The sequence below is a fragment of the Armatimonadota bacterium genome (genome assembly GCA_031081585.1).
Classification (GTDB): Bacteria; Sysuimicrobiota; Sysuimicrobiia; order Sysuimicrobiales; family Humicultoraceae; genus Geohabitans; species Geohabitans tengchongensis.
Genome location: JAVHLY010000047.1, coordinates 1 through 12,485, shown reverse-complemented (window position 1 = coordinate 12,485; position 12,485 = coordinate 1). Strand labels below are relative to the sequence as shown.

12 protein-coding genes are annotated in these 12,485 nt (G+C 71.6%); 7 read left to right on the top strand and 5 right to left on the bottom strand.

Features of this window, described 5'->3' with window-relative positions:
- Positions 1 to 99 precede the first annotated feature (99 nt).
- Positions 100 to 1,407: a 4-aminobutyrate--2-oxoglutarate transaminase gene (gene gabT / locus RB146_13285; GenBank protein ID MDQ7829940.1), complete on the bottom strand. Its 1,308-nt coding sequence runs from the start codon at positions 1,405 to 1,407 to the stop codon at positions 100 to 102.
- 183 nt (positions 1,408 to 1,590) lie between these two features.
- Here gabT and RB146_13280 point away from each other — a divergent pair, with 183 nt between their 5' ends.
- Entirely contained in the window at positions 1,591 to 2,856 is a 1,266-nt protein-coding gene (locus tag RB146_13280; GenBank protein ID MDQ7829939.1) for a hydantoinase/carbamoylase family amidase, read from the top strand.
- Positions 2,857 to 2,889: 33 nt separating this feature from the next.
- Here the strand turns inward: RB146_13280 and allB are convergent, their stop codons facing one another.
- The gene (gene allB / locus RB146_13275; protein MDQ7829938.1) at positions 2,890 to 4,269 is read right to left on the bottom strand and encodes an allantoinase AllB; all 1,380 of its coding nucleotides are present in this window, start codon (positions 4,267 to 4,269) and stop codon (positions 2,890 to 2,892) included.
- Positions 4,270 to 4,672: 403 nt separating this feature from the next.
- On the bottom strand, positions 4,673 to 5,572 hold the full coding sequence (locus RB146_13270; protein MDQ7829937.1) for a CoA-binding protein: 900 nt from the start codon (positions 5,570 to 5,572) through the stop codon (positions 4,673 to 4,675).
- A gap of 216 nt (positions 5,573 to 5,788) precedes the next feature.
- Between RB146_13270 and RB146_13265 the strand changes: the two genes are divergently transcribed.
- The 4 genes from RB146_13265 to RB146_13250 all read left to right on the top strand — a co-directional run bounded on the left by RB146_13265 (position 5,789) and on the right by RB146_13250 (position 9,027).
- Complete coding sequence (locus RB146_13265; GenBank protein ID MDQ7829936.1) at positions 5,789 to 6,490, top strand: hypothetical protein; 702 nt, start codon at positions 5,789 to 5,791, stop codon at positions 6,488 to 6,490.
- 7 nt (positions 6,491 to 6,497) lie between these two features.
- Complete coding sequence (locus tag RB146_13260) at positions 6,498 to 7,688, top strand: MFS transporter (GenBank protein ID MDQ7829935.1); 1,191 nt, start codon at positions 6,498 to 6,500, stop codon at positions 7,686 to 7,688.
- Between the two features lie 52 nt (positions 7,689 to 7,740).
- Complete coding sequence (locus RB146_13255) at positions 7,741 to 8,157, top strand: hypothetical protein (GenBank protein MDQ7829934.1); 417 nt, start codon at positions 7,741 to 7,743, stop codon at positions 8,155 to 8,157.
- Between the two features lie 261 nt (positions 8,158 to 8,418).
- Entirely contained in the window at positions 8,419 to 9,027 is a 609-nt protein-coding gene (locus RB146_13250) for a twin-arginine translocation signal domain-containing protein (protein ID MDQ7829933.1), read from the top strand.
- Positions 9,028 to 9,030: 3 nt separating this feature from the next.
- Here RB146_13250 and RB146_13245 read toward each other — a convergent pair whose 3' ends face one another.
- Both RB146_13245 and RB146_13240 read right to left on the bottom strand, forming a co-directional pair.
- Positions 9,031 to 9,864 carry a Crp/Fnr family transcriptional regulator gene (locus RB146_13245; GenBank protein ID MDQ7829932.1) on the bottom strand — a complete coding sequence of 278 codons (834 nt, stop codon included), beginning with the start codon at positions 9,862 to 9,864 and terminating at the stop codon, positions 9,031 to 9,033.
- Positions 9,865 to 9,926: 62 nt separating this feature from the next.
- Positions 9,927 to 10,805 (bottom strand): DUF3179 domain-containing (seleno)protein, encoded by an 879-nt coding sequence (locus RB146_13240; GenBank protein ID MDQ7829931.1) that lies wholly within the window; start codon positions 10,803 to 10,805, stop codon positions 9,927 to 9,929.
- Positions 10,806 to 11,142: 337 nt separating this feature from the next.
- Here RB146_13240 and RB146_13235 point away from each other — a divergent pair, with 337 nt between their 5' ends.
- Both RB146_13235 and RB146_13230 read left to right on the top strand, forming a co-directional pair.
- The gene (locus RB146_13235; GenBank protein MDQ7829930.1) at positions 11,143 to 11,286 is read left to right on the top strand and encodes a hypothetical protein; all 144 of its coding nucleotides are present in this window, start codon (positions 11,143 to 11,145) and stop codon (positions 11,284 to 11,286) included.
- A 144-nt stretch (positions 11,287 to 11,430) separates the two neighbouring features.
- Positions 11,431 to 12,485, top strand: a 1,055-nt coding sequence (locus RB146_13230; protein ID MDQ7829929.1) for an FAD-dependent oxidoreductase, incomplete at its 3' end; no start/stop codon positions are given.

Here is a 12,485-nt window from a genome sequence, read left to right as displayed (position 1 = left end):
ATCTGAACGAACCCTCAGGTCCCCGACACCGAATCGAACAACGCCAACGAAGCGCACAGAACCGAAGGCCACGGCCAACGGCGGAACTCCACAGCGTTCTCAGCCAACCACAACGGTCAGTGCATCCTCCAGGATGGCCAGACCGTCCTCCAGGTCTTCATCGCTGATAGTGAGCGGCGGCAGGAGCCGGACGACGTTGTCGTGGACGCCCGCCTTCAGGATGAGGAGACCACGCTCGTGGCAGGCGCGCAGGACCCGACCGGTTTCCTCGGCGGCCGGTTCCTTGGTCGTGTGGTCGCGCACCAGCTCGAGGGCTGCCATCGCTCCCAGGCCGCGAGCCTCGCCCACCAGCGGGTAGCGCTGGGCCATGGCGGCCAAGCGTGCCTGCATGGCCGCACCCAGACGGCCGGCGCGCTCCAGGAAGGCGGGGTCCGTCACCAGATCCAGCACCGCCAGGGCCGCCGCACAGCTCAACGGGTTGCCGCCGAAGGTCCCTCCCAGGCCCCCGACCACCGGTGCGTCCATCACCTCCGCCCGCCCTACCACCGCAGCCAGCGGCAGCCCGGCCGCCAGCGACTTGGAGAGGACCAGGAGATCGGGAACCACGCCGGCGTGCTCCACGGCGAAGAGCCGTCCGGTGCGGCCAAAGCCGGTCTGGATCTCGTCGGCGATGAGCAGGATGCCGTGGCGGCGGCAGAGCTCCGCCACCGTGGGCAGGAACGCCGGGTGCGGCACCACGAACCCCCCCTCTCCCGCCACCGGCTCCACGATCACCGCCGCCACCTCCGCCGGGTCCACGTGCGTCGCCAGGAAGACCTCCAGCGCCCGCCCCGTGCAGAGGTCGCAGTCGGCCGGGTCCCCGCCGCGGGGGCAGCGGTAGGGGTAGGAGTAGGGCGCCCGGTACACCTCGGGCACGAACGGGCCGAAGCCGGCCTTGTAGGGCCTGACCTTGCTGGTCAGGCTGAGGGCCAGTACCGTCCGGCCGTGGAAGGCGTACTCGAAGCAGACCACGGCGCGGCGCCCGGTGGCGGCCCGGGCGATCTTCACGGCGTTCTCCACCGCCTCGGCGCCGCTGTTCACCAGGAGGACCTTCTTCGCCCCGGTCCCCGGCGTCACGGAGGCCAGCCGCTCGGCCAGATAGAGGTACGGCTCGTACATGGCCACGTGCGCACAGGTGTGGAGGAGGCGGTCCAGCTGGGCGCGCACCGCCTCGAGCACCGCCATGGGCCGGTGGCCGACGTTTACCGTGCCGATTCCGGCGGCGAAGTCGATGAACTCGTGGCCGTCCACATCACGCACCCGGGCACCCTCAGCCTGGGCGATTACCGTAGGGACCGCAGTGGCTACCCCCCGCGGCACGTATTGTTCGCGCAGACGCAACAAGCGCCGGGCCTCGGGTCCAGGCATGACGACTGCGATGCGAGACATGTTCACCTCCCGCCTGAAACAAGCATTGCTGAAAATGTTTGCAGACAACCTGCGCTGAACTCCTGCTTACTGAGTGAAAATCTCGTTGACGGCGTCCGCTGACACATCCAGAAAATGAAATCGGGTTCCGATACGTGTACCAAGTCAACCGGCGGCGCTCCTATGGGCACCTCGAGATTCGAACCCTTATCAGCGGACCGTCTCCTGGCGGATCTTCGGGAGCTGTCCACCATCGGACAGGAGCCATCCGGAGGCATCACCCGGCTGGCCTACACCCCAACGGAACAGGCCGCCCGGAACTGGATCGCCGGCAAGCTGCGGGCGATGGGTTTGGCCGTCTCGGTGGACGCTCTGGGCAACGTGGAAGGACGGCCTGCCCGCAGGCACGGGGGACCTGCCGACGACGTCCTCTCGGGTTCCCACTTCGACAGCGTGCTGCACGGCGGTCGGTTCGACGGGGCGCTCGGCCTGGTCTGCGCAATCCACGCGGTGCAGACGATCCGCGAGGCGGCGCCGGAGGCGCCCGTCGGAGTCGTCGCGTTCGCCGCCGAGGAGTCCACCCGATTTGGCACGGGGTGCCTGGGGAGCCGAGGGCTCGCCGGCGCGCTCGCCCCGGATGACCTCGACCGTCTCGTCGACGATGCCGGCGTCTCCCTGCGGCAGGCGCTGGCCGCGCTGGGCCTCGGAACCCCCGATGTGACGGCAGCGCGGCGTGAGCCGGGAACCTGGGCACGCGCCTTCCTCGAACTGCACATCGACCAGGCCACCGACCTGCAGGATGCTGGGGTGCCCGTGGGCATCGTGACGGCGATCGCAGCCCCGCTCCGCCTGCGGGTGATCGTGGAGGGGATGGCGAGCCACTCGGGGGCTACCCGGATGGCGAACCGGAAGGACGCCCTAGCGGCAGCCGCGGCGGTCATCCTCGCCGTAGAAGGGGAGGGCCGCCGGCTGGAACCGTCAGGCGCCTGGACCACCGTCGGGAACGTCCGCGTGGAACCCGGGGCTTTCAACACCGTCCCGGGACGGGCCACGCTGGACGTGGAGATTCGCGCGGTCGACGACCGGGCGATGGCGGCGGCGATGCGTGCGGTCCAGGGCCGCCTGCGCGGGGTCGCGGCGGACCGCGGCGTCGAGGTCAGCTGGACTGCCGTCTCCCGGTCCACGCCTGCCGTTGTCCCGTCCGCACTGGTGGCCTTGCTGGAGGAGGTCTGTGCCGATCTGCACGTCCAGGCTGTGCCGGTGGTGAGCCGGGCAGCTCACGACGCGATGTACGCAGGGCAGCTGGCGCCTGCCGGCATGCTCTTGGTGCGCAACCGGTCCGGCCTCAGCCACTCTCACTTGGAAGAGGTCGACACGGAGGACATCCTGGTCGGCGCGACGGTGCTCGCCCACGCGATGTGGCGCCTCGCTGACCAAGCCACGGTTTAGCTGCAGCCCCGGCCGACCTAGCCGCCTCAACCGTCAGGTCGGGCGCACCCACCGTCCCCACCCTCGAGGGCCGACCACTTCGCCCTGCCGCATGACGACGCGGCCCCGGATGAGGGTGTAAACGGGCAGCCCCCGAAGCCGTATCCCGTCGAACAGCCGGGCCGTCGCCGCGGCCTTGGTGTGCATCCGGCGATGGTCCTGGATCCGCTCCGCGTGCAGGTCCACGATCACCAGGTCCGCGTCCGCTCCCACCGCCAGGCGTCCTTTGCGCGGCCAGAGTCCGAAGAGGCGCGCGGGGTTCTCGCTCGTGAGCCGGACCAGTGCCGGCAGCGACAGGCGGCCCGCGTGGACGTGAGTGAGCATGAGGGGAAGCAGCAGCTCCAGCCCGGCGATCCCTGAAGGGGCCTGGAAGATGTCGTCCGCTCCGCGCTGCTTCTCCTCGAGGGTGAATGGAGCGTGGTCGGAGCCGATGACGTCCACCAAGCCGGCACGCACCGCTTCCCAGAGCTGCTCGACCGTCTCGCGCGGGCGTAGAGGCGGGTCGCTCTTGGCGAGCGGGCCCCATGCTTCGAGGGTCTCCTCGCTGAAGGTGAGGTAATGCGGGCAGGTCTCTACCGTGGCCCGGACGCCACGGTCACGCGCTGCGGCAACCAGGTCGACGGCAGCGCGGGTGCTCAGGTGAGCGAACTGGATGCGCGTGCCGACGGACGCGGCGAGCGCCAGGCACTGCGCCACCGAGGCCACCTCGGCGACTTCGGGCCGTGCCGCCGCGTGGGCGGGCCCCCCGCGCAGCCCTTGGGCCCGCACGCGCGCGTACGCTGCGTCCAGGACTTGTTGCTCTTCAGCGTGGACCACGTGGAAGCGGCCGGTGCGGGCCGTCTCCGCCATCGCCTGCCACATCCCACCGGCGTCGGGACAGCAGATTCCGAGAAACTCGCCCTCACGACCGGGGAAGGCCCGTGTGCGGAAGGTCTTGAAGGCAACGGCCCCCGCCTCAGCCAGGGGGAGGAGGTCCGCCAGGTTGTCTGCGCTCGCACCGCCGTAGAGCCCGAAGTCCACATAGGCGCGGGGCTGGACTCGCGCTGCGCGCGTGACCAGGACGCCCGCGGCGTTCACTGGCGGGGAGGCTGTCGGCATCTCGAGGACGGTGGTGACTCCGCCAGCCGCCGCCGCGCGGGTGCCGGTCTCCCAATCCTCCCGGTCGGTGTTGCCCGGCTCTCGGAGGTGGGTATGGGTGTCGATGACGCCGGGGAGGACGTACAGTCCGTCGGCATCGAGCACCTCGCGGGCGGGGGGCATGGCGTCGTCGCGGTCGAGGGCGGCGATGGTCTCGCCCTGCACCGCCACGGCCAGCCGGCGTGCGCCGTCCGCGGTGACCACGGTGCCGCCGCGGATGACGAGGTCGACGGTCATGTTTACCCCGCCCGCGGGTCATCCGGTCGTCCGGGCGGCCTGCCTCTCCCGGACGTCGAGGCGCTGCCTGGCCCGCGGGGCGCGGCGGGCGCCCCTGGGAAGAGGAACGCCGGTGTGCTGGCGCACCAGGAGCGAGACGTCCCGGAGGGGCTGCGGGCGGATACCCGTGCGCACGCCGTAAAGGGCCGCCAGCACCATCATGACCTCAGGGAGCGATGTGGCCAGCGGTGGCCGATCGCCTTCATAAGGTCGCGGACCGTGTAGCCGCTGCCGGAGAAGCCTGCCTGTAAGCTTCGCAGGGTGGAATCGACGATGCAGGTTTCCGGCGGGAAGTTGAGCGCCGCCCGGACCTCGAGGTCGGCATTGCACGCGGAGTGGCCCATCGGTTTCCGCGGGTCGGGGCTCAGCCGAGCGCCAGGAGCCGGTGCGTGGCGCGCAGGCAGACGTTCTGGACGACGGGGATGCCGGCCGCCTCCAGTCGGCGCGCCGCCTCGGGGTGCTCGATGCCCACCTGCATCCAGAAGAGCTTCGGGCGGGGTGAGAGGGCCAGCGCGTCCTCGGCAATGGGTGGCACCCCGTCGGACCGGCGGAAGACGTCTACGATGTCCACCGGCACGGGGACCTCGCGCAGCGAGGCGTAGACCCGCTCACCGAGGATCTCCTGCCCGGCGTAGCGCGGGTTCACCGGGATGATGCGGTACCCCGCCTGCTGCAGGTAGGCGGCCACCCCGTAGCTCTCGGCGTCCTCGTCGGCCGAGAGGCCGACGACCGCCACCGTTTGCACCTCGCGCAACAGCCTGCGCAGCGCCTCGAACTCCAGCACCGTCCGGCCTCCTCCGCGGTCCTCCCGCAGGTCGACGACGGCCGCCCCGGTCAGGTCGCACAGCCGGCCGGGCGCGATCGGGAAGACCGCCTGCGGCGTGCCCGCCGCCGCGTAGACGACCGGATGCGGCAGCAGGTCGCGGTCCATCACCACCGGCAACGGCTGCCGGTGCCCCACCGGCGGGACGCCCCCGATGGCGAAGCCCGTGGCCTCGCGCACGGTCTCGGCGTCTGCCTTGGTCACGGTCCTCGCCCCGACCGCCCGGGCCAGCTTCTGGAGGTCCACCCGATTGGCCCCTGAGACGAGCGCCAGGACGGGACGCCCATCGGCCAGGAACACCAGCGACTTCACGATCTGCGCCGGGGTCGTGTCGACGGCCCGCGCGGCCTCTTCGGCGGTGCGCGTGCCCGCCGGGAACTCCAGCACCTCTGGCTCGATGCCGTGGGTGCGCAGCGCCTGCCGCACCCGATCGATGGCCATGCCCCATCTCCCTCCCAATCTCTCTCTACTCTACCGAAGCGTCGGGTCCGGTGCGACTGCGCGGCGATGCGAACGCACGTACGATCCGGACCCTGCTCCCTTCGAACTTCCGGACGCCGCCCCTTCGAAGACGGGAGAACTGGGGCTTCCGCTGCGGCCACCCGTGGCTGCGCGCCCCTCGCTGTCGGTGTAGGCTGGAGCCGTAGACGCACCGCCATGCGCTGGGCCCTCCTGCCGATCATCGCGCTGCTCCTCAGGAGCCTCCTGCCATCCCCGGCTCCCGCCGCCCCAGGCGCCCGCGCCACCGTCGAGCTCCTCGGTGTGGCCCATGGGCTGGCGGACAGGCAGTTCACGGTCACGGGGACGGTCCGGAACGCGGGGCCGCTGGCGGTGAGTCGCCTCGTCATCGACGTGTGGGGTTACGGCCCGCAGGGTGACCTGGCGGCGTTCGGCAGCGACGGCATCCCCTGGATCCTGGCGCCGGGGGAGAGCGAAGCCTTCCGGGCGGTGCTGCCGCTCGGCCGTACCCTGATCCGCAGCTACCGCCTCGCCGTGACCGACGCGCGCCCGCCGCTCGTCGACCCGCCGGTGCTCACCCGCACCGTTGAGGCGGGGCTGTACACCGCACTGGCGCTGCGCGAGGTCCGGGTGGTGACGGAGGTCCGGCCCGGCACGGTCACGCTGCGCGCGCTGCCCGGCGACCTGCCGGTCGCCCGCGTGCGTGCTCGCCTGACGGTGCTCGTCCACGACGGCGCCACCCTGGTGATCCACACCATGCCCGTCCCCCTGGTCGTCGGCGAGGTGCTGCGGGTGGGGTTCGCAGGTCCGGTGGTCCGAGTGCTCGCCGTGGAGGTGACGGGCGTCGACTTCGAGGCCGCCTGGTCAGGGTGGCTGCCTCGCACTCCGCCGGATGCGTAAGAGAGCCATGCCGAGGAGCCTCCTCCTCGCCCTGATGTGGCTCGCCGCCTTCAACTGCCGGGCTCCGCTGGTCGCAGCGGGTCCGCTCCTCCCGCTGGTCCTCCGCGATCTGCACCTCTCGGCCACGGCGGCGGCCGGCCTCACGGCGCTGCCCCTGCTGCTTATGGCCGCGCTCTCCGTCCCTGCCGGCCTGCTCAATGACCGGGTCGGGCCGGTGCCGGTCCTCCTCTTCGCGCAACTGGGGATCGCCGTGGCCGGCGGCCTGCGCGGGCTGCTCACCGCTCCCGTCGTCCTGCTGGGCCTCTCCGCGGTCCTCGGCGTGGGGATCAGCCTGAGCCAGCCCGCGCTGGCCCGCCTCGCCAGAGCCGTTCCCGGCGGGAGCGCCGGGGCCACCTCCGTCTACGCCACCGGCATGCTCGCAGGAGCGCTGGCCGCCGTCAGTGCCTCGGCCACTGTGCTCCTCGTCGTCCTCCACACGTGGCAGGCGGTCTTCCTCTTCTGGGGGGCGCTGGGACTGGTCCCAGCGCTGGGATGGGCGGTGCTGACACGGAACGGTCTGCCCGGCGCACAGCTGTCCGCGGCGAACCGACGGGCCGGCCCGGGGTGGGTGGTGTCGGGGCTGTGGCCGGTCGCGGCGGCGTTTAGCGCGCAGGCCCTGGTCTTCTACGGGCTCGTCACCTGGCTCCCCGAGTACTACGTCTCCCAGGGATGGAGTGTGGGCCGGGCATCGCTGCCGATCAGCGCGCTGTCGCTCTGCTCGATCCCGGCGGCGCTCCTGACGCCCCGGCTGGTGCGCGGTGCCCGCGGGTACCGTCGGGGTCTGGTGGCGGCGGGCACGGTGACCACTGTGGGGGTGCTGGGCGTGCTCGGACCGGCAGCCGGGGGCATCCTGTGGGGGAGCCTGATCGGGATCGGGACGAGCCTGGCCTTCACCCTGTGCCTGGCGGCAGCGGCGGAGCTGGCGCCGGTGGACCGCGTCGGAGCGGCGACCGGAGCCGTCCTCACGGCGGGACAGCTCGCCGCCGTGGCGGGGCCGCTGGTGCTCGGGATGCTGCGCGACACCACAGGAGGGTTCACCGCGGGGTGGGTAGGGTTGGTGGCCGTCAGCCTGGGGCTGGGCGCAGCCGGTCTGGTCACCCCCGCACGCCCGGCTCCCGCCGCCCCATCGCCCGCCTCGGGGGAAGCGCCCGCCTGGTGAGGACGTATGGGTGAGGACGTATGATGGACGTACGTCAGCGGGAGGGCGGGACATGGCCGATCAGGTACGGCAGGTGGAGTACTTCTACGTGACCGTGCCGGACAGGCCCGGGGAGAGCTACCGGGTGCTGTCGGCGTTGCGCGACGCCGGCGTGCTGCTGCTGGCCTACCACGCGTTTCCCACGGGAGGCGGGCAGGCACAGATCGACCTCGTGCCGGCCGACATCGGCGCGTTCCGGCAGGCAGCCCAGGCCGCCGGGTTGAGCCTGGTGGGCCCGAAGCGCGCGTTCTTCATCGAGGGGGAGGACCGCGTGGGTGCGGCCGCCGAGCACGCGGGGAAGCTGGCCAACGCCGGGATCAACATCGTCGCCGCCACCGCGCTTGGCGCGGGCGCCGGCCGGTACGGCATGCTCATCTGGGTGCCCCCGCAGGATTACGCGAAGGCGGCGACCGCCCTGGGAGCGGCCTGACGCTGGTCGGCTCCCTGGGCCGATCCGACCTCCCCGCCTCCACCCCGGCCCCCCGGCAGCCGAGGTACATGACCGGGGCCTGGATCGGCGTCCAGGCGACCGCAACCGACGGACCACGCAATAAATAGGCCCTCCGGACTGGTCTTCTGTCGTAGGCTCCGGCGCGCCCGCAGATCGCACCGGTGAGGCAAGTCCGCCAGCGAGCATCCCGGGGTGAGCGCTCGACCGGCAGGCCTGGCGCCCGTCCCGCCGAGGGAGGCGATGACGATGATCGACCGGAGGGCATTCCTGAAGCAGGCCGGCCTGGGCTCACTGGCCCTGGGGGCCCTGCCGGCGCTGGTGGACGCCTTCGCCCAGCCCGCACTGGCGCAGAGCCAGCGGGCCTTCGTCTTCCTGGCCGTCAGCGCCGCGGGCACCGGCGCGGGACAGCACCTGATCGCGATGGGAGGCCGCGGCGTGTTCGATCCGGCGAGGGGGCCTTCCTCGCCGGTGGAGGGCGGCGGGAGTTTCTTCCACTTCCAGCCCGCCGCCACTCCTCCGTTCCCCCTGGTGGGGTCGGAGACGTGGAAGGCCAGGTTGCTCGTGAGCTTCCGGGAGCTCGGGACCTACGGCGGGGCAGCCGCCGGCGTCGGCCAGTTCGTCGTCGACATCCAGCGGCTCCGCCCGTCGGCAGCTGTCTTCCGCGGCGCCGTCCTGACCATCTACTGCAACCTTGGACCCGCGGGGCTCCAGACCGGCGAGGTGGAAGGCTACACCCTCAGCATCCCCGGCACGGACTTCGCGGCCGGCGGGACTCCCGGGCCGTTCCGCCAGATCCCGCCGATGGGGGTAGGTCTGACGGTCTTCCAGTTGCCGGAGGCGTTCGTGTAGGCGTCACGCGCCGCTCGGACGGGCCCCGGCTGCACCCGGCCACTGCCCACGCGCCGCCGGCGGGTCGCGTACAGGTTCGCCGCGGCGCATGAGCCGCCGCAGGCCCTCGGGGTCGCGGATCACGATCTGACGGCGGTCGACGTCGATCAGCCGCTCGCCCCTGAACCGGCTGAGGATGGTGGTCACGGTCTCCCGGGTGGCCCCTACCATGTTCGCCAGGTCCTGGTGCGTGAGCCGGAGCGTCAGGCGGATCAGGCTGTCTTCGCGCACGCCGTATTCCTCGCCCAGTCGCAGCAGGACCGCCGCCAGGCGCCCGGGGACGTCCCGGAAGACCAGGTTCTCGATCTCCTCCTCGGCCAGGCGCAGGCGCTCCGCCAGGACGCGGATCAACCGCAGGGCGATCTCGGAGTTGCTGCGCAGGAGCTGCTCCAGGTCCTCCTTGGGCACCCCGCAGACCACCGTGTCCTCGAAGGCCTCGGCCTGCAGGGGATGCCGTTCACCGAGCAGCGCCCGCTCCCCAAACAGGTCCCCGGGCTCGAGCAGGGCCAGGATCTGCTCCCGTCCCTCCGGGGACGTCGTGGAGAGCTTCACCCGTCCCTCCTTGATGAGGAAGACCATCGCCGATTGCTCGCCCGGCTGGAGGATGACCCGCCCGCGGGCGTAGGTGCGCATCGACGCGCGCTCGGCCAGCCGGCGCATCTCGGCCTCGGGGAGGTCGCGGAAGACGAAGGCCCCGCGCAGGTACCAGGCCTTGTCTTTGAGCGGCGGTATGGCCCATCCCCCCTGCAGGGGTCCGCTGGGACACCCCTCGACTCCAAGATAACCGATACCGGTCACGGGACATTCCGGACCTGCCTGGTGCGACCGCAGCTGGCGCGACACGCGATCCGGCCGGGGGGCTAGTGGGATCCCCCCGAGCCCGGGGGAGGAACGTAGATCTGGCTGTTGGGGTAGAAGTCGAGCCAGGCCCAATCGAAAGCGGAGCTGTGCGGGATGACACGCAGCGCCTCCCCGCGCAGCGGGCCCTCCCGAGCCAAGCCGCGGACCGGGTCCCAGACGGTCTCCGTCTCCCGATCCACCAGGTGCTCGCCCCGCAAGGCAAAGGTCAGGGTGCCCCTGGTGGTCGCCCGTGAGAACGTCTGGACGCGCCGGACCCGGCGATCTGCAACCACCAGAACGGGAAAGGGGCCTACCCGATCGTTGATCACCCGCAGCCGGACGGCATCGATGTACCGGTAGGCCTTGCTGTGCCCGCCGAGGGCGATGCCGACCACGAAGTCATCCCGGGGGCGCTCCGGAAAGGCGAACAGGCCTGCACGCTCGGCCAGGACCAGGGTGTCGGGGTGCTCGGCGCGCCAGGTGCCCCAGGGTACCAGGGCCGAGGGTAGGACCGCTAGCATTGTCCCCCGGAGCGGGCCGACGAGGGCCTGGCCGATCGGCTGCGACCAGATGGAACGTGTCCCGTGGTCCCACCAGGTCATGGCCCGCATGTAGAGCCACCCCTGGTTGCCGAAGACCATCGCCTTGCCCTGGATCCGCCGGTCATGCACGAGACCGGTGTAACAAAGTGGTCACCAGGTGACCAGGATAGGAACCCCCCGGAGCTCGTCGTTCACCATCTCCCGGGTGTTGAGCACGGCGATGGGGTAGGCTTTGGCCCCTCCGCCCCAGGCCACTCCGAGGACCAGCTCGTCATCGCGCAGCCGGGCCTGAGACGCCGGCAGGAATGTCGGGTCGTAGATGGGGAGGATGGCGTCGCGGGGCAGCACCCGATGCATGCGGGCCAGGACGGCCTCCTCGTCCGGCGAGGAACCGTGAGGCGCAGTCTGCGGCGACCCCGTGGGGGCGGGACGGCCCCCCAGCCGGACGAGGAGTACCAGCCCTACCGCCAAGGCCACGAGTCCCAGGAGCCAGCTGGTCGGCAGCCTCATCGTGGGCCCAGTGTAGGCCCTCTCGGGCGAACTGACTGTGGTCCATCCCACAGGCGCAACGAGGACCGCAGGGAGCGCCCTGTAAGCCCCATGACATTCGCGGCGGCGTGCGGCGCCTACCGTGAACAGCAACGACCCCACCGCGTGACGGCCGGGGATACGACACCGCAGGAGGGAGACGGAGATGGCCCAGCCCTACTGGCAGTGCAGCGTGTGTGGATTCCAGGCCCAAAACGAGGAGGAGAAGCAGCGGCACCTGCGGGAGGCCGCCAGCGAGCCCCGACACCAGGAGGCGATGAAACAGGCCGGCACGGAGCCGCGCTCGTGACGGTCTAGACCTGCCCGGTCTGCGGCTACCAGGCCGGGGGCGAGGTGGCCGGACAACGGCACGTCGCGCTGCTCCCGCTCGGGCTCAGCGCCAGCCATTCGCTGGTGAGGGTCCACGAGCAGATCCGCTGGCTGCAGCGTCTCCTTGCGCCACTTTGACCTGATCGTCATCGGCACGGGCTCCGCCGGGAGCAGCGCGGCCTACGCGGCACGCCGAACGGGTGCGCGCGTGGCCGTCGTGGAACGCGACCGCCTGGGCGGTGAATGCCCGCACTACGCCTGCATCCCTACCAAGGCCATGCTGCGCTGCGCCCGGGTGTACCGGATGGTCAAGCGCGCCGGGGAGTTCGGTGTCCGGGTTGCCGATGTCGGCTTCGACTGGTCGGTAGTGGCGGCGCGGCGGGACCGCATGGTCAACCTGGTCACGGGGGAAGAGCGCCGGTACGCCATGGCGTTCGAGCAGGCCGGAATTGCCGTCCTCCGCGGCACGGCGCGCTTCGTGGCGGAGTACACGCTGGACGTGGACGGAGAGCGCCTGGCGGCCCGGCGCTTTGTTATCGCCGCGGGCAGCCTGCCCGCCGTGCCGGACATCCCGGGCCTGCGGGAAACCGGATTCCTGACGAACCTGGAGGCCTCGCGGGCCACGACGCTGCCGGCCTCCGTGGCCATCATCGGCGGCGGACCGGTGGGGGTGGAGTTTGCGCAGATCTACGCCGGCTTCGAGGTCCCGGTGGTGCTGATCGAGCAGGAACCGCAGCCCCTGCCTCGGGAGGATCCGGAGATCGCCGTCCTGCTCCGGCAGTTCCTGGAGGACGCGGGCGTGCGGGTGCTGACGGGCGCGCAGGTGCTGCGCACGGACCGTGAGGACGGCCGCAGGCGGCTGCACGTGCGCGTCGGAGAGCGGGTCGAGGTGGTGGAGGCGGCGGAGATCCTGGTGGCCGTGGGACGCCGCCCCGCCGTCGACGAGCTGGAGCTCTCCCGTCCCGGCGTGCAGGTCGATCCGCGCGGCGTGGTCACCGACCCCAGCCTGCGCACCAACCTCCCCCACATCTGGGCCGCAGGCGATGCGGTTGGCCGTCTCCGCTTCACCCACGTCGCCGCCTACGAGGGACACCTGGCCGGGATGAACGCCACGGCCGAAACGGCTACGGTGGAGGATCTGCGTGTCGTCCCACGCGTGACCTTCACCGATCCCGAGGT

Coding starts and splice junctions, on each gene's coding strand:
- allB (MDQ7829938.1), bottom strand. CDS start 4,269: ATGACCGTCGACCTCGTCATCCGCGGCGGCACCGTGGTCACCGCGGAC.
- RB146_13260 (MDQ7829935.1), top strand. CDS start 6,498: ATGCCGAGGAGCCTCCTCCTCGCCCTGATGTGGCTCGCCGCCTTCAAC.
- RB146_13280 (MDQ7829939.1), top strand. CDS start 1,591: ATGGGCACCTCGAGATTCGAACCCTTATCAGCGGACCGTCTCCTGGCG.
- RB146_13235 (MDQ7829930.1), top strand. CDS start 11,143: ATGGCCCAGCCCTACTGGCAGTGCAGCGTGTGTGGATTCCAGGCCCAA.
- gabT (MDQ7829940.1), bottom strand. CDS start 1,407: ATGCCTGGACCCGAGGCCCGGCGCTTGTTGCGTCTGCGCGAACAATAC.
- RB146_13255 (MDQ7829934.1), top strand. CDS start 7,741: ATGGCCGATCAGGTACGGCAGGTGGAGTACTTCTACGTGACCGTGCCG.
- RB146_13250 (MDQ7829933.1), top strand. CDS start 8,419: ATGACGATGATCGACCGGAGGGCATTCCTGAAGCAGGCCGGCCTGGGC.
- RB146_13270 (MDQ7829937.1), bottom strand. CDS start 5,572: ATGGCCATCGATCGGGTGCGGCAGGCGCTGCGCACCCACGGCATCGAG.
- RB146_13265 (MDQ7829936.1), top strand. CDS start 5,789: ATGCGCTGGGCCCTCCTGCCGATCATCGCGCTGCTCCTCAGGAGCCTC.